Here is a 25,380-nt window from a genome sequence, read left to right on the forward strand (position 1 = left end):
GATAGCGAGCACTGGGCGAATGGAAATTCACCTTTTCAAGCAGGGAGCGATCGCCCTATCTCATCGTTGTGTATTGGTGACACGCAATTAAAGAGCTTGAGTAGGGTTGTAAGGCCATAACGATTCAATCCTTTTAAGATATGGTCTCGCCACTTTTAGTCAGGAGCGACAGGGGTCTTGGTAGCGGTTCCCTTGTAGTAGATCTGGCCCATGAACCGCATGGATTCATCCGCGAAACGTTCCAGCGTAACCTGCTCAAAGTGAGCTTCGATGAGCTGTTGAATGTTGCGGTTTTGATGGCAGCCATCTGCCAACAGCTTATTGAGAGGAGTCAGACGATGCTGCCAACGCTGGACGTTTGGGCGATCGCTCAATCCATGCTCCAGAAAGACAAACTGCCCTCCTGGCTTGAGCACTCGGGCGATCTCACTCAAGGCTTCGTGCACTTGGGCAATGCTGCATAGCGTGTAGGTGCTGACCACATAGTCAAAGCCGGCTGTGGCCATCGGAAGGCTCTCGCCATTGAGGACCTGATTGCTGACCGTCAGGGGCGAAGCGGCAATTCGATGCTGGGCGATCGCATTCAACCCTGGATTGATATCGACGGTAGTGAGTTGAGTGACTGCCTCGGGGTAATAGGGCAAGTTAATTCCGCTGCCAAAACCAACTTCCAGCACATTGCCTGAGACGTTGGCCAAAATTTCCCGCCGATGGGGGACTAGGGCCGGGTCAGCCATGCTGCGATCCATCAACCATGGCAACAGCACATTGGAATAGAAGCCCATGCCAACCTCTCGACTTCAGCAGATGCTCAGATTATTGGGCTAACGACAGCATTTTGTAGGCGTTTTCTGCCTTGCTTTCCTGATGGACCTAGAAAGTGGACCCTGATGGGATTGGGTGATCACCTTTTCTCTCTCCAATCAGCCTCAATCTAGTGTTTAGATTGCATTTTTCTATCAGCTGGCGAGTTAAACTCGCGCTACGCTGCGGAACAATCTCGATCCAAACATCTACTTAAGCTGAGGGGTCAATATCAGGCGATCGCTACGTCAATGAGTCATAAACTTCAAAGGAAGCTCTATCCCTCAGGATCTGTATCTGTTGTCAGCCTCTCTTAAACAGAACCAAAATTCTGTTCCAGAATCCTTCCTCCTTTCCCTTGTCAGAGCCCTAAGCCTCGCGATCGCTCGACTACTAGGGGGTTTTGTCACAAGGCGCAGATCACGCTCAGCACTCCTTTTCCCTATGCCCCCCCAGCTCAAACCCAAACTGATACGCCGAATTCTGCTGTTTTGGACCACGCTGCTGGCAGTGGTGATGATGGGTAGGACTGCGATCGCCTTTCTACCGCTCCCGTTTGCGCCCTCGGAGCCTGAGTTAAGGCAGATTGCGCAGATGCCCCAGAGCTCCCAGCCAATCCGGGGGGTATGGCTGACCACCAACGATATCCCTGTCCTGCGGGATTCGTCGCGGGTACAGAGCGCCATGACTGAGCTATCTCAGCTCAACTTCAATACGGTCTATCCCGTGGTTTGGAATTCGGGCTATGCCCTCTATCCCAGCGCCATTGCTCAGCGAGCTGGAATTCCTTACATCCACCAAGGTGCTGCGGGGCAGGACATTCTGGCAGATGTGATTGACCAAGCTCACCGCCAGGGCTTGTTGGCCATTCCTTGGTTTGAGTTTGGCTTTATGGCTCCGCCATCATCGGAGTTGGCTGTAGCCCACCCAGACTGGCTCACCCAGCGACGGGACGGTAGCCAGACTTCGGGCAGTGCAGCAGGGGAAGTGGTGTGGCTCAACCCGTTTAAGCCGGAGGTTCAGCAATTCATTAATGGCCTAGTGGCTGAAATCGCTTCTCGCTACGACATCGACGGCATTCAGTTTGATGACCACACGGCCTTGCCCGTCGACTTTGGCTACGACCCCTATACCGTGGCGCAATACCAGAAGGAAACCAAGCGATCGGTACCGAGTAACCCCCGAGATCCAGCTTGGATGCGCTGGCGGGCGGACAAAATTACAGACTTTGTGGGTCAGCTAAATCGGACTTTGAAACAGCAGCGCCCCCAAGCCATCCTGTCCGTGTCGCCCAATCCCTACGAGACGGCCTACAACTCGTTTTTGCAGGATTGGGTGGGCTGGATTAACCGTGGTTTGGTGGATGAGCTGCTGGTGCAGGTCTACCGCTGGGATATGAACAGTTTTACAACTCAAATTCTGCGGCCCGAAATTCAGACAGCCCAAACGAAAATCCCCGTGGCCATTGCCATTCTGACGGGGTTACGCAATCGCCCCATGCCAATGTCGATGATTCAATCCAAGGTGCTGCAATCGACGGGTCAGGGACTAGGGGTAGCTTTTTTCTACTACGAAAGCCTCTGGTACGATGCGCCGGAGCCTGTAGCCGAGCGCCAGGCCCTCTTTCGGGATTTGTTTGGCGTGCCAGCGTCCCGGTTTAGCCTGCGGCGCCAGGTTTAAAGGCGCAGGTCCACTGAGCGTAGGCCAGTCGAAGGGAGATCGAGGCAAGCGCAGCAACCAGCAATCGCTCTGCTCTGATGACACCTGAATTTTTAGGGAATGTCTCATCACCTAGACCTGCGATCGCAGGGAGCAAGTCAAACGAGCGACTACCGCTTGACTCCGTCTAGGGATGAAAAGAAGCACCTCATTGATTTCTGTAGATTGAGTCGATCATTTGATGAACTCTGAGGCAACCGGAGTCAGAGTAGCTAACAAGCACGTGCATATGGAACAGCGTGTTTAACCTGTCGGGTGATACCCGCGATGTGCCTGTTGAACTGGAGGCCAAATGATGAATCCGAAACCGCTTGTCCTGAAACCGGGCGATCGCAGTGCTGCCCTCCATGTCGTCGGCACAAAAGTCACTGTTCTCGTATCAGAAGCGGACTCAGCAAGTCAGCAGATCACGCTGCAGTCGGGGGATGAGGGATCAGGTCCACCACCCCATAGCCACGACTGGGACGAGTCATTTTACGTGACCAAGGGTCAAGTTCAGTTCACCTGCAGCGACAGAACGACGATGTGCCCTGCTGGCACCTTAGTCCATGTCCCTGCTGGGACTGTTCATGCTTTTAGCTACGGTCCTGGTGGTGGCGAAATATTAGAGGTTACTGGGGCAAGCAGTCGGGCCGTTCAAATGTTCTCGGCGTTAAATCGTGAGGTTGTTCCTGGTCCACCAGATGTCCCAGAGGTAATCAGAGTTGCCAACAAGTATGGCGTTCGGTTTGATCTCTGAGGCTGCCGCAGCCTCTACATGGGTTGTCTTTCGATAGCCGTCTCCACCCGATCAATGACTCCATAGCATTGAGGACTTGAATGAGGTTCAACTATTCGAAGACGCTCTCTTGCGCGCTCTGCGCCTCCATCTGCACGAGCACCCACGTTTCTTTGCCAGCTTTCGTCCAAGCTTTTACCAGCTTGTCGGCGTAGCGGCGACCCACCTTGGCGTCAGCCGTGATCTGTTGCAGTTCCTTATCTGGGAATTCGTAGCCGCGCTCTCAAGCAATTTTGGAATCGGCAGAAAGAAGCCGATAATCTCGTCGGAAAGAAGGCTTCAATCAGTTCTTTCCAGGGTGAGTCGCTCTCAGTGTTGGGCAAGTCTGGGGTTGGCCTGTTATTAGCTTAGGAGGTCACATCCAGCAGAATCGGGAGATGAAACCTGTTCTGACGATTGATAGACTGAGCAGCCTTATTGAGAGCGAGTGCCTGACGAGTTTTCGGAGGTATTGCTGAAGCGCTCAAGTCTGCAGTACAGAACCCTGGTTGTTGGGAATCGGATATCGCCACCGCTCAGGCCAAGATTGCCTCAGCTCGGCCATCCATATATTTTTGCTGAAGCTTTCAAGCATTCACGTTTACAGGCAGTTATTGGGCGTCTAGACTGAGGCCGTAAATGTAACCACTCGAGAGTGCAATCAATCCAAAAGATTGAGTGGAACTATGTAGGGTTACAATCACTCGACCATTTCAATGACCTATTGGCCAATGATTTCGGCCTAGAAGTAGGGTGCAGGGTATCCCTGAACCCAAGGGATAGACCCGAACCACGGAAGAGAGTCCAGTGAACTGCAGCAAGCTCATTGAACAGCAGACATGACAACTCTCAGCAGCGATCGCCCTGAGCAACCGAGCTTGGAGATCAGCGCCTCACGGCAATTCACCGCTTGGCTGTATGAACAGCATTTGAGTCTGACCTTTTCCACCTATCAAGCGGGCAAGCTGTTCTTCATTGGCCTGCAGCCCGATGGCAACCTGTCCGTTTTTGAGCGCACCTTTGAGCGCTGCATGGGCCTCTATGCCCAGGGGTCCAGTCTTTATCTCAGTACCCTCTATCAACTCTGGCGCTTTGAGAATGTCTTGAATGCGGGAGAACTGCATAACGGCTATGACGCGCTTTATATTCCCCAACTGAGCTATGTCACGGGTGACCTTGACCTGCATGACCTTGTCATTCGGGAAGGCAACTTCCACAGCAGTGCGGAGCAGATCGTAGGGGTCAATACCCTATTCAGCTGCCTGAGTGTGATGAGTGAGAGCCATAGCTTTCAACCGCTCTGGCAGCCACCGTTTATCTCCAAGCTTGCTGCTGAAGACCGCTGTCACTTGAATGGTCTTGCCCTGCGGGATGGACAACCCCGCTATGTCACAGTGGTTAGTCAATCCGATGTCGCTGATGGTTGGCGAGAGCATCGACTGGATGGCGGTTGTGTCTTGGATGTTTCCAATAACGAAATAGTGGCAACGGGCTTGACCATGCCCCATTCGCCGCGCTGGTATCGCGACCAGCTCTGGCTGTTGAACTCCGGCACGGGCGAGTTTGGCTATGTCGATTTAGAGCAAGGGAAGTTTGAGCCCGTTGCCTTCTGTGCAGGCTATCTACGCGGTTTAGCTTTCCGTGGTGACTTTGCGATTGTGGGGCTTTCCCAAGCGCGGCATAACAAGACTTTCAGTGATTTGCCGCTGACTGAGACTCTAACTCAGAAGCAAGCGCAGCCCCGCTGTGGATTAGCGGTGATTGATCTTCGCTCTGGCGATGTGGTCCATCAATTGCGGATTGAGGGGGTGGTTAAAGAGCTCTATGACGTGCAGGTCTTGCCCCAGATCCGTCGGCCCATGGCGATTGGATTCAAGACCGATGAAATCCGGCGTGTGATTCGGATCCAAGAGTCGGGATAAGCCGGTCTGAATTCCTCATAAACCCAACCTGTTGTCGTTTCTGTTCTTTCCCCGTTGGTGTGGTCATGGCGAATGCATCCTTGAATCTCTCTGCTCTCAATGGCAGTAATGGCTTCCGCATTAACGGCATTAATGAATTTGACTTCTCTGGCCGTTCTGTTAGTAATGCAGGGGATGTGAACGGGGATGGCATTGATGACCTCATCATCGGGGCTTTTGGTGCCGATAACTTTACTGGTCAGAGCTATGTGGTCTTTGGCTCTCGCAATAGCTTTGGTAGCAACCTAAATCTCTCAGCTCTTAATGGCATTAATGGTTTCCGTATTGATGGCATTAATGCATTTGACTACTCTGGCTGGTCTGTGAGTAGTGCTGGAGATATCAATGGGGATGGCATTGATGACCTTATTATCGGAACTAATCGCGCCGGCCTTAACGGTAACGCTGGTGCTGGTCAAAGCTATGTGATTTTTGGTAAGGATGTAGCGCGGCAGGGAAGCTTTGATCCCGTTTTAGCACTGTCGAGCTTGAATGGTAGCAATGGTTTTCGTATCAATGGCAACGGCATTGATCCCTCTTATTCTTCTGGATTTTCTGTGAGTAATGCCGGGGACATCAATGGAGATGGCATTGATGACCTCATCATTGGAGATCCATTTCCCAGCAACAACACTGGTCAGAGCTATGTGATTTTTGGCAAGAAGGGGGCAACTCGAGCTGACATCAATCTCGTGACTTTTGCTCCCGAGGATGGCTTCCGCATTAATAGTTCTCTCGCTAATAGCTTCTTCAGCTTCTCCGTCAGTAATGCAGGGGATGTGAACGGGGATGGCATTGATGACCTCATTATTGGGGCTTATCGTGATCTCGTTGATGACAGACCTGAATCTGGTCAGAGCTATGTGATTTTTGGCAAGAAGGAGTCTCGGGCTGATATCAATCTTGCCACCCTCAATGCTAGCGATGGCTTCCGCATCACTGGCATGAAATCAGGGGATCGTTCTGGCTTTTCTGTCAGTAATACAGGGGATGTGAACGGGGATGGTATTGATGACCTCATCATTGGGGCTCCGTTTGCCAGCCCTGATGGCAAGTTATATTCCGGTCAGAGCTATGTGGTGTATGGAAAGCTAGGGGCAACTCGAGCTGACATCGATCTCTTAACTTTCGCTCCCGATGATGGTTTCCGCATCAATGGAATAAAATCAGATGACCGCTCCGGCCGTTCTGTCAGTAATGCAGGGGATGTGAACGGGGATGGCATTGATGACCTGATCATCGGGGCTCCGTTTGCTGACCCAAACGGCGACTCTTCTGGTCAGAGCTATGTGATTTTTGGCAAATTAGGGGCGACGCGGGCTGACATCAATCTGGCTACCCTTGATGGCAGCGATGGCTTCCGCATCAATGGCATTAGTGATATTAACTACTCCGGCTTCTCTGTCAGTAGTGCTGGGGATGTTAATGGGGATGGCGTTGATGACCTCATTATTGGGGCTTATGCTGCCAACAACACTGCTGGCCAGAGCTACGTAGTCTTTGGCAATGCCGCACCCGTTCTTGACCTCGATGGTGCTGCGACGCCATCACAGAACTTCAGCACTGTCTTCACCGGCACATCAGTCTCGGTCGTGGGTTCAGGACTCACCATCAAAGACCTCAACTCTCCAACGCTGGCTGCGGCGACGGTGACCTTGGTCAACCGGCCGGATGGAACAGCAGAATCGCTGAGTGCAATCACCACCGGCACCTCGATCACTGCGAGCTATGACAGCAATACCGGCGTGCTGTTGCTCTCGGGTATTGCTTCTGTGGCGGACTATCAGCAAGTCCTGCGCACTGTCACCTACAGCAATAGCTCGAGTGCCGCAGACCTAGATTTAAGCCGCCGCCGGATTGAGTTCGTGCTCGATGATGGCTCTGACTTTGCCAACACCAGTGCCGTTGTCACGACAACCGTGACGGTCCTCAAGCTCCCCTTGGCTAGCAAAACGAGCGTTAGTCTCTCCGCTCTCGATGGCATCAATGGCTTCCGCGTCAATGGCATTGTCGCTTCTGACTTCTCCGGCTATTCCGTAAGCGGTGCGGGGGATGTGAATGGAGATGGCATCGATGACCTGATCATTGGGGCTTTTGGTGCCGATCCCAACGGCATTGATAGAGCCGGTCAGAGCTATGTAGTCTTTGGCAAGAAAGGGGGCTTTAGTGCTGACATCGATCTAGACTCTCTCACTTCCAGCGATGGCTTCCGCATCAATGGCATTGCGGCAGGTGATGAGTCCGGCCGTTCAGTGAGTAATGCGGGGGATGTGAATGGCGATGGACTCGATGACCTGATCATTGGGGCTCTTGGCGCTAACCCCAATGGCAACACTAATAATTCTGGCCAGAGCTATGTAGTCTTTGGCAAGAAAGGGGCGACGCGGGCTGATATTAATCTCTCTACCCTCGCCCCTAGCGATGGTTTTCGTATCAACGGCATTGCGGCATATGACCAATCCGGTATTGCGGTAAGCAATGCGGGGGATGTGAATGGCGATGGCATTGATGACCTGATCATTGGAGCGAATCGTGCTGACCCCAATGGCGATATTGATGCTGGTCAGAGCTATGTGGTGTACGGGAAGGAAGGAGCGACGCGGGCTGACATCGATCTCTCCTCTTTCGCCCCTAGCGATGGCTTCCGCATCAATGGCATTAATGCAGATGACCGCTCCGGCTTTTCAGTGAGCAATGCGGGGGATGTGAATGGCGATGGACTCGATGACCTCATCATTGGGGCTCAATTTGCCGACCCTAATATGAACTTGAGTTCCGGTCAGAGCTATGTAGTCTTTGGCAAAAAAGGGGCGACGCGGGCTGATATCGATCTCTCCACTTTCGCGCCCAGCGATGGCTTCCGCATCAATGGCATTGCGGCATTTGATAACTTCGGCCGTTCAGTGAGCAGTGCGGGGGATGTGAACGGCGATGGACTCGATGACCTGATCATTGGGGCCTCATATGCTGACCCCAATGGCATTAATGGTTCTGGTCAGAGCTATGTAGTCTTTGGCAAGAAAGGGGCGACGCGGGCTGATATTAATCTCTCCACCCTTGCCCCTAGTGATGGCTTCCGCATCAATGGCATTGCGGCAAATGACCTCTCCGGTTTTTCGGTGAGTAATGCGGGGGATGTCAATGGCGATGGCATCGATGACCTGATCATTGGAGCCATTGGTGCCAATCCCAATGGCATTAATGGTTCTGGTCAGAGCTATGTAGTCTTTGGCAAGAAAGGGGCGACGCGGGCTGATATTAATCTCTCCACCCTTGCCCCTGGTGATGGCTTTGCCATCAACGGCATTGCGGCAAATGACCTCTCCGGCCGTTCTGTGAGCGGTGCGGGGGATGTCAATGGCGATAGCATCGATGACCTGATCATTGGAGCGAATGGTGCCGACCCTAATGGCAGTCAGTCCGGCCAGAGCTATGTGGTCTTTGGTAATGCCGCACCCATTCTTGACCTCGATGGCTCTGCCACGCTATCCCAGGACTTTGGTGCGGTCTTCACTGGCACACCCGTCTTGGTGGTAGGAGCAGACCTCACTATTGAAGACCTCAATTCTCCGACCCTGGCTGCAGCGACCGTGACCTTGGTCAATCGACCCGATGGCACGGCAGAGTCGCTGAGTGCCATCACCGATGGCACCTCCATCTCTGCTCGCTACGACAGTAATACCGGTGTGCTGTTGCTCTCAGGGCTGGCTTCCGTGGCGGACTATGAACAAGTCCTGCGCACCGTCACCTACACCAATAGCTCGAATCTGGATCGCAGTGCCCGCACGATTGAGTTCGTGCTTGATGATGGCTCTGACTTCGCCAACACCAGTGCACTGGTCTCCACAACGCTGAGCTTCAATCGCGCACCCACGGATCTGGCGCTGAGCAATACCGCGATCACTGAGAACGCGGTCGTGGGCGACGGTATTAAAGTTGCCGATATCACCATCACTGACCCTGACACCACGGGCAATAACAACGTCCTGTCCCTCGCAGGAGATGATGCTGCTTCCTTCGAAATCCGCGGAACTGAACTCTTCTTTGTCGGCTCCAGTCCTGATTTCGAAACCAAGCCCAGTTACGCCATCACCATCACGAGTACTGATGGCAGCTTGGTCTATAGCGAACCCTTCACCATCAATGTCACGAACCTAAATGAAATCACTGGATCGCAACGATCGAACTTCCTCGTTGGATCGAAGGGCAATGACTTTATCACAGGACTCGGAGGCAATGACTTCCTGTTTGGGGGGGGTGGAAATGACATCTTGATAGGCGGTTCTGGTCAAGACTTCCTGTCTGGTGGTGCTGGCAATGACCGCTTCGTCTACACCGCTGTTTCTGACGCTCGAGACTTGATCGTCGACTTCAATGTCAAGCAAGACAGTCTGGATTTGAGTGTGCTGTTGGATAGTCTGGGGTACAAAGGCTCTAATCCCCTCGCCGATCAAGTCCTGCGCTTCAGTACTCAACTGTTCTTAGGAACCACGGTATCTGTCAATGCGGGTCTGGGTGGAGTGCCGGACTTTGTCCCACTGGTGACCTTGTTGGGGGTCTCCTCCTCTGACTTGCTCTTGGGTGACAACATCTTGATTTGATCTAACGGCGGCGATCAGGTTCTTCTCCTGCGGTCGAGGTGATGTTAGCTGCCGCTGCTGAACTGGTATCCGGCAGAATCAGGGGATGCAACCTGTTCTGACGATTGATGGACCGACTAGCCTTGACCTTGATGATGGGGTCTGGGCAGAACCGGAGGGCGATCGCATTCGACTGACCATCGCGATCGCGGGAGTCGCTACAGCTTTGCCGCATCTCGGGATTGAGGAATGTGTGGCGCTGGCTCGGCTGCAGACGGTCTATCACGGCACTCAGATGACTCGCGCCATGCTCTCGCCAGAGCGAACCGAGGCTTTATCTCTGTTGCCTGCGGGTCCCCGTCCAGTGGTCTGTTTACAGGCGGCGATCTCGCGGCGGGGGGAGGTGCTGTCGTTTGAGTTTTCGGAAACCGTTGTGGAGTCGGCAGCGAAGCTCAGCTATGAGCAGGTCAATCAGATCCTGGCTGGACAGGAAGATCATGGTCTGAAGGAAGTGCTGCGCTGTCTTGCGGTGGTGGCAACTCGCTTGGATAAGAACCGGCGTGGTCTCTGGGGGCGATCGCGGCAGGGGGAGTTTCGCGATGACCTGGGCTCTGTGGTTACGGGCAAGGCGGAGCAGTTGATTGCTTCCACGGCGATTCTCTACAACCAACTGGTAGGAGAAGTGCTGAAGCAGGCAGGACTACCAGCGCTATTTCGGGTGCAAGACCCCCGACAGGATGAGGCGATCGCGCCACTTTTTGAGCAACATGACGGCGATCCGGTGGTGCTGGCTCCCTTGATTAGTCACTGTCTACCGAGGGCACAGCATCGCGTTAAGGCTGGTCTTCACTGGGCGTTGCAGCTGCCTGCCTATGCGCGATCATCTAGTCCACTACGGCGCTATGAGGATTTGGTCAATCAGCGACAGTTGCTAGCGGTCTTGAATCAGTCGCCGTCTTTCTATCCGCCGGAGTTATTGCTGGGCGTTTGCGATCGCCTTCAGGATCGAGCGATAGCTGAGGTGGAGCGGCAGAAACAGAAGTCGGAGGAGAAGTGGCTGAGGGCGGCGTCTTCGGTCAAGCAATTGGAAACGGTGACTGAGGGGCAGTTTTCAGCGGTGTTGCGGCAAGTCTCGGTGATTGGTGCGATTCCGCCTAAGTTGGAGCAACAGCTACGGGAGCGATTGAAAAAGGGGAGTCTGACGCCCAAACATGCAGCCCAGATCCTCTCGGAGGAGTTTCCAGCCGATTTGAAGCAGGCGCTGATTGCCAAGCTCAGTCAGGGTGATCCGCTGCTGAATGGCTTGATGGTGCTCAATACCTTGGGGCAGTTGATTGGCACCGCTCCGCAGTTTGACTATGAACCAGCCAATGGGCAGTGGTGCTGTCGCTTGGTCTGGCAGGAGCAATCCGTTGAGGCGATCGCTTCCTCGAAAGTTAGGGTGCGAGAATTGGCTGCGCTGATGGTACTTAAGGGAATTAGTTTGGTTGAGTGGTAAAGCGATCGCGGCCTCAGAATTTTCGAGACAGACTGTATTGCAAGATCCGAGGCAGCACTATAGTATTGTGGGATACATAGCTAATGTCTTGCTCACTGATGAAGCCTAAAACTATCCAGTTTTAACCTTCTAAATCATGTTTTTATTTAAACGAGCTTGCACAGTCGAAATTTGAGCGGAATTTCTCCCATCGTGCGATGAGTTCATCATCACCTCTAGGCGTAGTTGTAGAAAGTCACGACACGTATTGGACAAGAGTGATTGACAGAGCAATTTAAGCAACTGCTCTAAATTTTGCGACTGAAGCCATAGGTAAGGCTGACGTTGCTTTTTCAGCCACTACTTTTACGGCTGCTAGACCTTTCTTTTTCTGGTCATTGCTGTGAAGTACTGACAGCTCGAGCTGCCAAACTCTTCCATATTATCTTTTCCTACCTCGCTACCACTTGGAGAGGAACAAGAGCTGAATCTAGAGGGGATCTCTCTGAAAGGCTGGACGTCCTAATGCCAGGGGAGAAGCTTCTCTGGTGATGGCTTGATCGTTAACTTTAATTCTAATTTTAAGCTCTTAAGCTGACAGCCATAATGAGGCGACAGCAGTCTTAGATGAGTGCGAAATCATCATTCCTCCCAAGCAGTCTGTCACTATATTTTTCATATTTTTAATTCCTTTTATCCCAGACTGGGACTGGGTTAAGGGCTTGGATAGCGTGAGGTTTAATCACTAGTTTCCAACTACTGGTTAAACATGATTGTTCCGGCAACTCATGTCTAAAGATGAAGGAATTTGAGAAATTTTTCCCGAAAACTTGGGTAAGGTAATTAAAGTGCCTCTGTCCATTTGGCCAGCCTTCCCAAGGATAGATTCTTGATGGGGGGTAATTGTCGTGTCAACTATTAGCTAGGTAGTTTTGTGATGGGATTGTCTCCTTCCAACTCTGATTTAAACAACAACACTGGGATCTTGAGCACAGCAGTTTCGTTGTTTACCTATGAGGAGTTATCGAGCACCCAAGTAGAACTTCTGACGCCTCTCCAATTGTTGGTTCAAGAGCAACTATCAACTTGGTTTAATCAAGAGGACTACTTAACACAGCTTGCAATTCCTTTTAGTGCGACAGCAGGAACCGAGAGCTGGATAGCTAATGCTGAGGTCTTGCGCCAGTCGATCTTGGATGGCAGCTATTCAATTCGTCTAGAGGTGCGATCGGGCGCAGATCTCAATGGGGCATTAGGGGCATATAGTGCCACGGATACCACAGGGCAACCTACAGTTTATTTGAATGGAGATTGGTTAGCTTCAGCCAGTGCTGCGCAGATTCAAGCAGTCTTGCTCGAAGAGATTGGCCATGACTTTGACAATCGACTTAACAATGGAGTTGATAGCCTTGGTGACGAAGGCGAAATCTTCGCAAATCTTGTGCAGGGCAATGAATTTAATCTTGCTGCTTTGCAGCAGAGTGCTGATCAAGCGCAAATTAATCTTGATGGTCAAGCTATTTCTATTGAGCAATCAGCACCAACAATTGATGTTGGTGGCGTTTTTCTTAACTTCAATGGTCCTCAGTTGCAAAGTGGTACTGCTTTGCAAGCTGGCGCAGTCTATAAATATACAAATATTGCCACTGTCGGTGGAGTTCAGATTAACGCCTTGATCACAGTTGCCAGTATTAGCGCTGGTACAACACTAACAAATATTGATACAGACGCAGGTGTTAATTATACAGTTGGCTCGCAAACATTCAACGGTACAAATTTTTGGAGCCCAACAATTACAACAACAGGAGCAGGCGGAAACGTTAGTTTCAGAGTTGAGTTTCAGAACAATGCCGACAATAGTCCTATTATCCTAACAAACCTATACAACAATTCTATCGACTTAGATGGTAGTGAGTTTGTTGAATATGGAGGTTTTTCACAATACCAAGTATCCAATATCACAGGGCTTCCAAGGACTCGTACAGCAGGGACTACTAGTACATCGAGCGGTACAAATACAAACTTAACAACTCCCACTGAAATAGCTGCTGCTGCCGGTACAGGGGGGCAAGTTCGGTTTGTTAATACACCTCAAACAACTTATTCAAATAGTGCTACAGGACTAATTCTTAATGATGAAGGAAGAGTCCAAACACTCTTCGATAGCGCTAGTTCTTTTACCATCACGTTAGGTATTAATGGAGCAGCAACCAATAGACAGTTTGGCTCAGTCTTTGCATTTATTCCGTTTGCAAGTACTCCCACGACTGTCACTACACCCACTGTCAACTCCCAAATCACTAACGACACTACCCCAACAATTACGGGTACGGTTGGCAATACAGTGCTGGGTGGATCAGAGCCTTTTACTGTTGTTGTTAATGGTGTTACATACGACAGAAATAATGCCAGCTTAACAATTAACGGACTGACTTGGAGCCTAACTATTCCCAATGGAAATGCTCTAGTCCAAAACACTTACAACGTTACTGTTACTCGAAATAACGTCCTCGTCGATCAAACTGCCGGCGAATTAATCATTGATACCACTGCTCCGACTGTCACGATTACGGATGACGAGCCAGGAACAGGAAATATTGCTGGCGGGGATATTGTCTATACCTTTACCTTCAACGAAGCCGTTACAGGGTTCACTGCTGATGACATCACAGTAGCCAATGGCACGAAAGGAACATTTACCGCTGTCAGCCCAACAGAATACACCCTTGTTGTTACTCCTGATGCTGGCTTTGAAGGCAACATCACAGTCGATGTAGCAGCTGGTGTTGCCATTGATGCTGCAGGTAATCCCAATACTGCCGCAACTCAATCAGTTCAGCCGGTTGATACCGATGTCCCTGTTCCCACGATTACGGTTGATGCGGTAACAGCGGATAACGTGATTAATGCGGCTGAAGCCGGTGGCACTGTTGCGATTACGGGCACTGTTGGTGGTGAATTCAATACTGGTGATACCGTCACGTTGACCATCAACGGCAAGACCTTCACGGGTAATGTCGATGCCAATGGTGACTTCAGTATCGATGTTCCTGGTAGTGATTTAGTTGATGACCCTGACCTGACCATTGCTGCCAGTGTTGCCACGACCGATGCAGCGGGTAATCCAGGCAGTGCTTCCGACAATCAAACCTATACCGTTGATGCCGATGTCCCTGTTGTAACGATTGACAGCATTAGTGAGGATAGCGGTGCTGCGGGAGACTTTGTCACTAATGACAACACTCTCGTCTTCAACGGCACTACAGAAGCGAATAGCACCGTTGTCATCAGCTTGGATGGCGTCGAAATCGGCACTGTGACTGCTAATGGCGCTGGCGAGTGGACGTTAGATTACACCGGCACTCCCTTAGTCGATGGTGACTATCAACTAAGTGTGACGGCAACCAATCCCGCTGGGAATAGTGCCAGCGCGACGCAAGCTATCACTGTTGATACTGATGTCCCTGTTCCCACGATTACGGTTGATGCGGTAACAGCGGATAACGTGATTAATGCGGCTGAAGCCGGTGGCACTGTTGCGATTACGGGCACTGTTGGTGGTGAATTCAATACTGGTGATACCGTCACGTTGACCATCAACGGCAAGACCTTCACGGGTAATGTCGATGCCAATGGTGACTTCAGTATCGATGTTCCTGGTAGTGATTTAGTTGATGACCCTGACCTGACCATTGCTGCCAGTGTTGCCACGACCGATGCAGCGGGTAATCCAGGCAGTGCTTCCGACAATCAAACCTATACCGTTGATGCCGATGTCCCTGTTCCCACGATTACGGTTGATGCGGTAACAGCGGATAACGTGATTAATGCGGCTGAAGCCGGTGGCACTGTTGCGATTACGGGCACTGTTGGCGGTGAATTCAATACTGGTGATACCGTCACGTTGACCATCAACGGCAAGACCTTCACGGGTAATGTCGATGCCAATGGTGACTTCAGTATCGATGTTCCTGGTAGTGATTTAGTTGATGACCCTGACCTGACCATTGCTGCCAGTGTTGCCACGACCGATGCAGCGGGTAATCCAGGCAGTGCTTCCGACAATCAAACCTATACCGTTGATGCCGATGTCCCTGTTCCCACGATTACGGTTGATGCGGTAACAGCGGATAACGTGATTAATGCGGCTGAAGCCGGTGGCACTGTTGCGATTACGGGCACTGTTGGCGGTGAATTCAATACTGGTGATACCGTCACGTTGACCATCAACGGCAAGACCTTCACGGGTAATGTCGATGCCAATGGTGACTTCAGTATCGATGTTCCTGGTAGTGATTTAGTTAATGACCCTGACCTGACCATTGCTGCCAGTGTTGCCACGACCGATGCAGCGGGTAATCCAGGCAGTGCTTCCGACAATCAAACCTATACCGTTGATGCCGATGTCCCTGTTGTAACGATTGACAGCATTAGTGAGGATAGCGGTGCTGCGGGAGACTTTGTCACTAATGACAACACTCTCGTCTTCAACGGCACTACAGAAGCGAATAGCACCGTTGTCATCAGCTTGGATGGCGTCGAAATCGGCACTGTGACTGCTAATGGCGCTGGCGAGTGGACGTTAGATTACACCGGCACTCCCTTAGTCGATGGTGACTATCAACTAAGTGTGACGGCAACCAATCCCGCTGGGAATAGTGCCAGCGCGACGCAAGCTATCACTGTTGATACTGATGTCCCTGTTCCCACGATTACGGTTGATGCGGTAACAGCGGATAACGTGATTAATGCGGCTGAAGCCGGTGGCACTGTTGCGATTACGGGCACTGTTGGCGGTGAATTCAATACTGGTGATACCGTCACGTTGACCATCAACGGCAAGACCTTCACGGGTAATGTCGATGCCAATGGTGACTTCAGTATCGATGTTCCTGGTAGTGATTTAGTTGATGACCCTGACCTGACCATTGCTGCCAGTGTTGCCACGACCGATGCAGCGGGTAATCCAGGCAGTGCTTCCGACAATCAAACCTATACCGTTGATGCCGATGTCCCTGTTCCCACGATTACGGTTGATGCGGTAACAGCGGATAACGTGATTAATGCGGCTGAAGCCGGTGGCACTGTTGCGATTACGGGCACTGTTGGCGGTGAATTCAATACTGGTGATACCGTCACGTTGACCATCAACGGCAAGACCTTCACGGGTAATGTCGATGCCAATGGTGACTTCAGTATCGATGTTCCTGGTAGTGATTTAGTTGATGACCCTGACCTGACCATTGCTGCCAGTGTTGCCACGACCGATGCAGCGGGTAATCCAGGCAGTGCTTCCGACAATCAAACCTATACCGTTGATGCCGATGTCCCTGTTCCCACGATTACGGTTGATGCGGTAACAGCGGATAACGTGATTAATGCGGCTGAAGCCGGTGGCACTGTTGCGATTACGGGCACTGTTGGTGGTGAATTCAATACTGGTGATACCGTCACGTTGACCATCAACGGCAAGACCTTCACGGGTAATGTCGATGCCAATGGTGACTTCAGTATCGATGTTCCTGGTAGTGATTTAGTTAATGACCCTGACCTGACCATTGCTGCCAGTGTTGCCACGACCGATGCAGCGGGTAATCCAGGCAGTGCTTCCGACAATCAAACCTATACCGTTGATGCCGATGTCCCTGTTGTAACGATTGACAGCATTAGTGAGGATAGCGGTGCTGCGGGAGACTTTGTCACTAATGACAACACTCTCGTCTTCAACGGCACTACAGAAGCGAATAGCACCGTTGTCATCAGCTTGGATGGCGTCGAAATCGGCACTGTGACTGCTAATGGCGCTGGCGAGTGGACGTTAGATTACACCGGCACTCCCTTAGTCGATGGTGACTATCAACTAAGTGTGACGGCAACCAATCCCGCTGGGAATAGTGCCAGCGCGACGCAAGCTATCACTGTTGATACTGATGTCCCTGTTCCCACGATTACGGTTGATGCGGTAACAGCGGATAACGTGATTAATGCGGCTGAAGCCGGTGGCACTGTTGCGATTACGGGCACTGTTGGCGGTGAATTCAATACTGGTGATACCGTCACGTTGACCATCAACGGCAAGACCTTCACGGGTAATGTCGATGCCAATGGTGACTTCAGTATCGATGTTCCTGGTAGTGATTTAGTTGATGACCCTGACCTGACCATTGCTGCCAGTGTTGCCACGACCGATGCAGCGGGTAATCCAGGCAGTGCTTCCGACAATCAAACCTATACCGTTGATGCCGATGTCCCTGTTCCCACGATTACGGTTGATGCGGTAACAGCGGATAACGTGATTAATGCGGCTGAAGCCGGTGGCACTGTTGCGATTACGGGCACTGTTGGCGGTGAATTCAATACTGGTGATACCGTCACGTTGACCATCAACGGCAAGACCTTCACGGGTAATGTCGATGCCAATGGTGACTTCAGTATCGATGTTCCTGGTAGTGATTTAGTTGATGACCCTGACCTGACCATTGCTGCCAGTGTTGCCACGACCGATGCAGCGGGTAATCCAGGCAGTGCTTCCGACAATCAAACCTATACCGTTGATGCCGATGTCCCTGTTCCCACGATTACGGTTGATGCGGTAACAGCGGATAACGTGATTAATGCGGCTGAAGCCGGTGGCACTGTTGCGATTACGGGCACTGTTGGTGGTGAATTCAATACTGGTGATACCGTCACGTTGACCATCAACGGCAAGACCTTCACGGGTAATGTCGATGCCAATGGTGACTTCAGTATCGATGTTCCTGGTAGTGATTTAGTTAATGACCCTGACCTGACCATTGCTGCCAGTGTTGCCACGACCGATGCAGCGGGTAATCCAGGCAGTGCTTCCGACAATCAAACCTATACCGTTGATGCCGATGTCCCTGTTGTAACGATTGACAGCATTAGTGAGGATAGCGGTGCTGCGGGAGACTTTGTCACTAATGACAACACTCTCGTCTTCAACGGCACTACAGAAGCGAATAGCACCGTTGTCATCAGCTTGGATGGCGTCGAAATCGGCACTGTGACTGCTAATGGCGCTGGCGAGTGGACGTTAGATTACACCGGCACTCCCTTAGTCGATGGTGACTATCAACTAAGTGTGACGGCAACCAATCCCGCTGGGAATAGTGCCAGCGCGACGCAAGCTATCACTGTTGATACTGATGTCCCTGTTCCCACGATTACGGTTGATGCGGTAACAGCGGATAACGTGATTAATGCGGCTGAAGCCGGTGGCACTGTTGCGATTACGGGCACTGTTGGTGGTGAATTCAATACTGGTGATACCGTCACGTTGACCATCAACGGCAAGACCTTCACGGGTAATGTCGATGCCAATGGTGACTTCAGTATCGATGTTCCTGGTAGTGATTTAGTTAATGACCCTGACCTGACCATTGCTGCCAGTGTTGCCACGACCGATGCAGCGGGTAATCCAAGCAGTGCTTCCGACAATCAAACCTATACCGTTGATGCGACAGCGCCAGGTGCTCCTGTTGTCAGCATCACCGAAGATGCCAATGACGATGGGTTCATCAGTGCGGCTGAACTCACAGGCAACGTGGATGTTGAAGTTGCTCTACCGAAGGATGCAGTTGCTGGCGATACTCTCACGGTTCGAGATGGGGTTAATCCAGACCAAGTCATCACCCTAGATGCCGATGACATTACGGCAGGGAGTGTCACTGTCAGCTTCCCGACTCCGAATGATGGTGAGACTATTGCGGTCACAGCTTTCATCACCGATGCAGCTGCTAACCAAGGAGCTGATGGAACTGATAGCGCTCAACTCAATCTGGATGCTCCCCAGGTAGGAGCGCTGGATATCACGACACCGACAGACACGGGTGCAGATGATCTGATTACTGGCAATGGCAATCCTGTTCTGACCTTCACGGGTGAACCTGACCTGACCATCACCCTCGAAGGGCCGGATGGCCAGATGGTGGATAGTGCTGCCTACACCGTTATCGAAACACCGGGTACCAATCCTGGTGACCCATCGACCTACAGGGTCACCTTATTAGATGCTGACCCGAGCACCAATGGAGTACAGCCCTTTGGTGATTTCTTGAATGGCAGTCCAACCAACAATCCAGACAATACTGGCGACGGTATCTACACCCTCGTTGCCACCGATCAAGCGGGTAATAGCACCAACGTTGATGAGTTTGTCATTGATACGACTGCTCCTAACATCGCTATCACTGCTATCACCAACGACAGTGGCACCCCCGGTGACTTCATTACCAACGATCAAACTCTGATCTATGTCGGGACAGCTGACGCCAATGCACGGGTAACACTGACTCTTACAGATAGCAACAGCAACACTGTCTTCATTACCACCACCACCGCAGATGGCAATGGCAACTGGACAATAGATCGCACTGCCAACGAAACCTTGGCTGGAGGCACTTACACCCTAACAGCCAGCACAACAGACTTGGTTGGTAACACAACCACCGATACGCAGTCCATCACCGTTGAAACTACGGCACCAGGGATTGCCATCACTGGCATTAGTACTGATAGTGGTGTCCCGAGCGACTTTATCACCAACGACCAAACCCTAGTTATTGCCGGGACTTGGACCAACCTGCCCACCAATACTTTGGCAGTGACCTTCAACGGTACTACCTACACCTTGGGGCAAAGTCCTCAGCTAACAGTCAATGGCAACAACTGGACCCTAAACCTCAGCAGTATCACCACCCCTCCAGGGAATTACACCATCACTGCTGTCACCACCGATTTGGCTAGCAACACCAGCCAAGCCACTCAAAACGTCACGATCGACACCACGGCACCCAGTGCCAGCATCACGCTGACATCCAACATCACAGCAGATGATGTCATCAACGCCGTCGAAGCGGGACAGTTGATTCCGATCACCGGAACCGTCGGTGGGGATGTCAAAGCTGGTGACATCGTCACTCTCACGATCAACGACCAAACCTTCACGGGAGCAGTCGCCAATGGTGGCTTTAGCATTAACGTCTTAGGTAGCGCCTTAGTCGCTGACGCTGATCGTACGATTCAGGCCAGCGTCACCACCACTGACCTCGCTGGTAACAGCACCACCGCTACCGATACAGAAAGCTACATCCTTGATACGGTCATTCCGACTCTGAACATCTCCGCAGCCGATACAAACCTATCGGCAGGGGGAAGCACCACCCTCACCTTCACTTTCAGTGAAATCCCTGTGGGCTTCACCAGTGCTGATGTCGTTGTGGCGGGTGGTACCCTCTCCAACTTCTCACCGACTGCCAATCCGCTGATCTTCACAGCGACCTTCACTCAGTCGGGTAATGCCACCCCCAGCATCTCTGTCGCTAATAACAGCTACACCGATGCGGCGGGGAATGGCGGTACTGGCGACAGCCTGAGTCTGGGGGCTGATACTGCCGCACCAGAACTTGGGGATGACCTAGATGTTACGGATCCGACGGATAGCGCTGCCGATGACCTGCTGACCAACAATAGTAACCCTGTCCTTACCTTTACTGGCGAGCCGGGGCTGGTTATCACTCTTATAGGACCAGCCGGAACCGTATTACTAGGCGGTTCCTACCGCGTCACAGAAAAACCAGGCGCTAATCCTGGCGACCCTTCCCTCTATACGGTGACGCTGCTCGATGCTGATCTAACCACTGTCGGCAACCAACCCTTTGGTGATTTCTTTAACGGCGTAGCAACGGGTAATCCCGACAACACCAGCGACGGTCTTTACACGATCGTGGCGACTGATGCAGTGGGGAGCAGTACAGCAGTGGGCCAATTTGAGATTGATACGCTGGCGCCAGAATCGGCTACAGGACTCGATCTTATTGACTCCTCGGATACGGGGGTCAGCAATACTGACAACATTACCCAAGACACTACTCCCACCTTTGATGTCTTCCTGCCTAATACTGCTAAGACCGGAGACATTGTCAACCTCTTGGACGGGCTGGGCAATGTGATTGGAACAGGCATTGTCAGCAGTAATGGCCAACCCTCCATTCGGATCACGACCCAAGAGCTACAGGAAGGGGTTTACAACATTGAGGCTCAAATCACCGATCAAGCTGGCAATGTAGGGCTGGTTGGAGCAGCTCAGCTGACGATTACTGTCAATCTCTCAGCTGAGGATGATTTAGCTTCCGTTCCGCCTGGAGAAGCTATCGTCATTGATGTGCTTGCGAATGATCGAGGCTCTGGTATTCGAATCACCAGTTTTACTCAGCCTCAAAATGGCACGGTAGCGATTGACGATAATGGCACTCCAAATGATTTCAGTGATGATCAACTCATCTATACGGCTAATCCCAATGCCACTCCCTTTGCGCTTGGGTCTCCTCAGCAAGGTCTCCTGCAAATTGCAGGACAGGGGCTAACTGATAGCTTTACTTACACCGTGATAGATGTAAATGGAGAGACTCGAACTGCAACGGTTAATGTTGCTCTAACGCCTGAACAACCTCGTCTCAAATTCACCCTCAATCAAGCTCGTGGAGAGTTCAATAATGAAGTCGTAGCTTTCCGAGTCGATGATTCCCAGGGTGCTATCAACGGTGTCTTGCCAGGAACTCCTGGTTACCTGCAAGCCATTTTGGACCAAGTTAATCGTGGGGCAGGTGAAGTTATCTTCTCCGGTCTTGGAGAACTGACTCGGCTTGAAGGTGGAGCACTCCTGTTTGGCGAACCTCTCACCCGCATCTCAGACACCTTTAGACCCGATCAGCCCCTTGGCTTCCTGTTGGTGCAAAACAACACCCTCGATGTTGTTGCCGAAGAGTTGCGGGCAGGGAATCTCACCACCAAAGTCTTCTTTGGTCAGAACGCTGCCAACGGTGGCAACGCTTATGTCCTAGATCAGATGCAAAGCAACAAAATTCTGCTGCGTTGGGAAGACGGTGGCACAGCCAACATTGAAGACTTTGATTTCAATGATCTTGAGTTCACCGTTGAACTCACGAATGACCCTGTTCCTTTAGGAGCACGGACTCAAGGGGCTTTGCAGGCTGAGATTATTGATTTCCGTTCGGAGTCAGCCAACCTTGCAGCAGTCGTCGATGGCAAAATTCAAATCGGCTTCCAAATTCAATCCGAGGCCGCTAACCTCAATCGCTTTGCCTTCTACGAAGTGATTGACGAAGCCGGTACTATCCGCATTCAAGGCACTAACCAGACTGTCCGACCGGGAGATGCCAACTATGCAGAGGTAGCACTAGCACAGCAGATCGAGTTGATCTCAGATGGTCAACGATTAGCGGCAGAAGTAGATGCTGGCAAGATGTATGCCCCATTCCTGATCAGTGAATCAGATAATGGTGTGGAATACTACTTTGCCTATGCAAACGCAAACCCCGACAAGATCGACCATGTACGGCTCTTGGCAGACAATACCTTTGCTTTTGAAGACCAACTCAATGGTGGCGATCGTGACTTTGATGACTTCATTATTAAAGTTGAGCAACCTTCGAGATTCAATGAGTTCATTGATCTCACTGGCTTTGATGGTCAACAAGTCCGCGTAGATTTCAGCGAGATTGTTAGTGATGCTGGTTTCAGTAACTCTGTTGGCTTCTATGCCGTAGCTGACAGATTGGGTCGCATCCGTGATCCGCTGAGTGGAGAGTTGATCAGCCCCAATGATCCTGGTTATGCAGCGCTAGCACAGCAGAATGCAGTGTCTGGTCTCATCATCGACAACAGCAGTGGTAGTCAAAGCATTACGCTGTCGGGTGGCGAGCTGTATGCTCCCTTCCTGAATGTTGTGGAATCGCCTGAGCTGTCTCGTACCTATTTCTCCTTCTTAGGTGCTAATCCTGACAAAGCCGATCATATTCTCGTCTCGGAAAGCGATCGCCTTTTCCGCTTTGAGGATACGTTTGGTAGCGGTGATGCTGATTTTAATGATCTGCAGTTCCGCATTAGTCTCACTGCTATTTAGATCTCAGCATCAGAGAGCAGTGTTGCCATATAGCTGAAGCAATGGTTTAACCCCGAGTCTCTGATGAGATTAGGGGTTTTTTTGAACAATTTTGAGGTTGTCTGTGTCTGTCTCTGCGAAGGAATCAATTTCTTTTATTAACTCAATTAAATGGCTTATAGCCACTTTTCTTTTGTGGCGTCTAGCATTATTTATTGTCGCATTTACAGGGTTAAGCTTATCGATAGAGTATCCAGGAACCTATGATCACAACTCTCATTGGGTGTACTTTGAGAACAACTATATTCTTAATGGCTTCTTTCGCTGGGATGCAGACTGGTATGACTTGATTGCGAGAGAGGGATATTTTAATGGTCAGGATGAAAGAAAGGGGAATACAACTGCTTTTTTTCCTCTTTTTCCACTTCTTTCAAGGTGGCTGTCTCATGTTTTTAGCTCTCATCTAATTGCAGGATTAGTGATATCTAATGTCTCACTACTCCTTGCTCTAGGTATTTGCTATAGAATTGGAGTAAAGTTCTATAAGGAACAGATTGTTCAAAGATCAATAATTTTAATTTTGTCATTTCCCGGTTCTTTTTTCTTCAGCACATACTACACTGAAGGCCTTTACTTTTTTCTAACTTCTGCAAGTTTACTTTACTATTTTAGAGATAATTATCTAGCCTCTGGCTGCTTTGGATTTCTTGCATCTCTCACACGTCCTACTGGAGTTTCACTAATTATCGCTATGGCTATCTCTAGCGCATTTCAGAAAATTCTGGGTAAAAAAACAATCAAACCATCTATTTCTTTTTTACTTTTAATACCACTGGGACTACTTACTTATATGGCTTTTCTCTATATTTATACAGGCAATGCATTTATATTTAGTACTTCTCAAGTTTATTGGGGGCGCAGTTTTAATTTTCCTCTTTTATCACTCATTCAATCAATAAAAGAAATCAATTTCTCCTTGCCAAGAGATATGAATAATACGCAAATACTGGTTAATTCTTTTTGTGCATTTTTGTTTTTAGGGAGTGGGGCATGGATGCTTATTAAAAACTTAAAATCTCAAGAAAACATAACACTTCCACTTTGGGTTTTAATTGGTGTTCTTTTCCCTTTATCAACAGGAAGCACAGATTCTATGGTTCGGTTTTGTTCGGTTTTGTTTCCTGTATTTTTTATGCTTGCAGCTTCTCTTAAAAAAGAGGTTCATTATGCATGGTTGATCAGTTTTTTCTCTGCATTACAGGCTGTCTATCTTCTGGGATTTATGAATAAGTTTTGGGTTGTATAACTATTTATTTCAGTTGAAGTCCCGCTTAGTGGATCCAGACATGGAAGTACGCTGCTGGATTGCCAATACTCTGAAACGGATTGGCACTGAAGCTGCAGTGGACGCTCTCTTCCAAGCACTGCATGAGCTACCGGCAGAGGAATTAGAGAGAAGATACCTGAGTCGTCCCACCTATGCACTTCTGCTGGACGGATTGAATCAGCCCTTTGCCTCGGCAGGGGAGAAGCTGGTGTCGGTGTTTCTGTCTGAGGGCGATCGCGCTTTTAGATCCTGCCAGCGGAGGCTACAGAGTTCAGAAACCCTCACCCCTGCTCCATAGAGCACTTGCAGAATCAAGCGATCGCGGTCATTGCCCGCCGCTGCAATCAGGCTTTGAATGATGCTTTCAGGCAAGATCCGTTCAGCCAACGTGTCTTTGACTTTGGGGGCATGAATGGCAGCTGCTACATTCACGGGCACCACACCCAAGCGCTTCGACAAGAAGCTAAACAGCGACTTCAGCACAGCCACAGTCCGCCGCCGACTCGAAGCCTGCAAACACTCAGGCGAATGACGAAGAAGGACAGCGCGATCGCCCCGAGGTAGTTGATCGAGCCGATCGAGATAGATTTGCAAATCCGCCAGCGTCACTTGGGGCAAAGGCTTCTGAACCCAGTGCCGAAACACCCGTGCCTCTTGCAAGTAGTAACGCTGAGTATGTGGCGATCGCCCATGGACCCACAGTGCTAAGGCTGGTTCCCAAGTATCTGCTGAGGAGGATGGAACAAGCTCAGTCGGACTGGATCGCGCGATCGCCCTTGATGTCATGAGCAGGAACTCCAGCGCTAGCGATCGCTGTACTGATTCCCATCCA

The 25,380-nt window shown here is 50.7% G+C and carries 9 protein-coding genes; 7 read left to right on the forward strand and 2 right to left on the reverse strand.

Annotated features, from left to right (window positions below; translation table 11 throughout):
• Window positions 1-155: 155 nt before the first annotated feature.
• Complete coding sequence (locus DOP62_RS01290; RefSeq protein WP_208673950.1) at window positions 156-785, reverse strand: class I SAM-dependent methyltransferase; 630 nt, start codon at window positions 783-785, stop codon at window positions 156-158.
• 538 nt (window positions 786-1,323) lie between these two features.
• Here DOP62_RS01290 and DOP62_RS01295 point away from each other — a divergent pair.
• From DOP62_RS01295 to DOP62_RS01325, 7 genes are all read left to right on the forward strand, one after another.
• Window positions 1,324-2,484, forward strand: a complete 1,161-nt coding sequence (locus DOP62_RS01295) for a glycoside hydrolase family 10 protein (RefSeq protein WP_370538903.1) — start codon at window positions 1,324-1,326, stop codon at window positions 2,482-2,484.
• A gap of 331 nt (window positions 2,485-2,815) precedes the next feature.
• Window positions 2,816-3,262 carry a cupin domain-containing protein gene (locus DOP62_RS01300; RefSeq protein WP_222610246.1) on the forward strand — a complete coding sequence of 149 codons (447 nt, stop codon included), beginning with the start codon at window positions 2,816-2,818 and terminating at the stop codon, window positions 3,260-3,262.
• Between the two features lie 857 nt (window positions 3,263-4,119).
• Complete coding sequence (locus tag DOP62_RS01305) at window positions 4,120-5,202, forward strand: TIGR03032 family protein (protein ID WP_208673954.1); 1,083 nt, start codon at window positions 4,120-4,122, stop codon at window positions 5,200-5,202.
• A gap of 65 nt (window positions 5,203-5,267) precedes the next feature.
• A complete protein-coding gene (locus DOP62_RS01310) occupies window positions 5,268-9,842 on the forward strand; it encodes a type I secretion C-terminal target domain-containing protein (RefSeq protein WP_370538833.1) in 4,575 nt (1,524 codons plus the stop codon).
• 85 nt (window positions 9,843-9,927) lie between these two features.
• Window positions 9,928-11,319, forward strand: a complete 1,392-nt coding sequence (locus tag DOP62_RS01315) for an RNB domain-containing ribonuclease (RefSeq protein WP_208673968.1) — start codon at window positions 9,928-9,930, stop codon at window positions 11,317-11,319.
• A 916-nt stretch (window positions 11,320-12,235) separates the two neighbouring features.
• Complete coding sequence (locus tag DOP62_RS01320) at window positions 12,236-23,242, forward strand: Ig-like domain-containing protein (protein WP_370538834.1); 11,007 nt, start codon at window positions 12,236-12,238, stop codon at window positions 23,240-23,242.
• Window positions 23,243-23,345: 103 nt separating this feature from the next.
• Window positions 23,346-24,527 (forward strand): hypothetical protein, encoded by a 1,182-nt coding sequence (locus tag DOP62_RS01325; RefSeq protein ID WP_370538835.1) that lies wholly within the window; start codon window positions 23,346-23,348, stop codon window positions 24,525-24,527.
• Window positions 24,528-24,725: 198 nt separating this feature from the next.
• On the opposite strand, the gene DOP62_RS01330 is transcribed toward DOP62_RS01325, so the two are convergent.
• Window positions 24,726-25,334, reverse strand: a complete 609-nt coding sequence (locus DOP62_RS01330; protein WP_370538836.1) for a tyrosine-type recombinase/integrase — start codon at window positions 25,332-25,334, stop codon at window positions 24,726-24,728.
• Window positions 25,335-25,380 lie beyond the last annotated feature (46 nt).

The sequence above is a fragment of the Synechococcus elongatus PCC 11801 genome (assembly GCF_003846445.2).
Lineage (GTDB): Bacteria > Cyanobacteriota > Cyanobacteriia > Synechococcales > Synechococcaceae > Synechococcus > Synechococcus elongatus_A.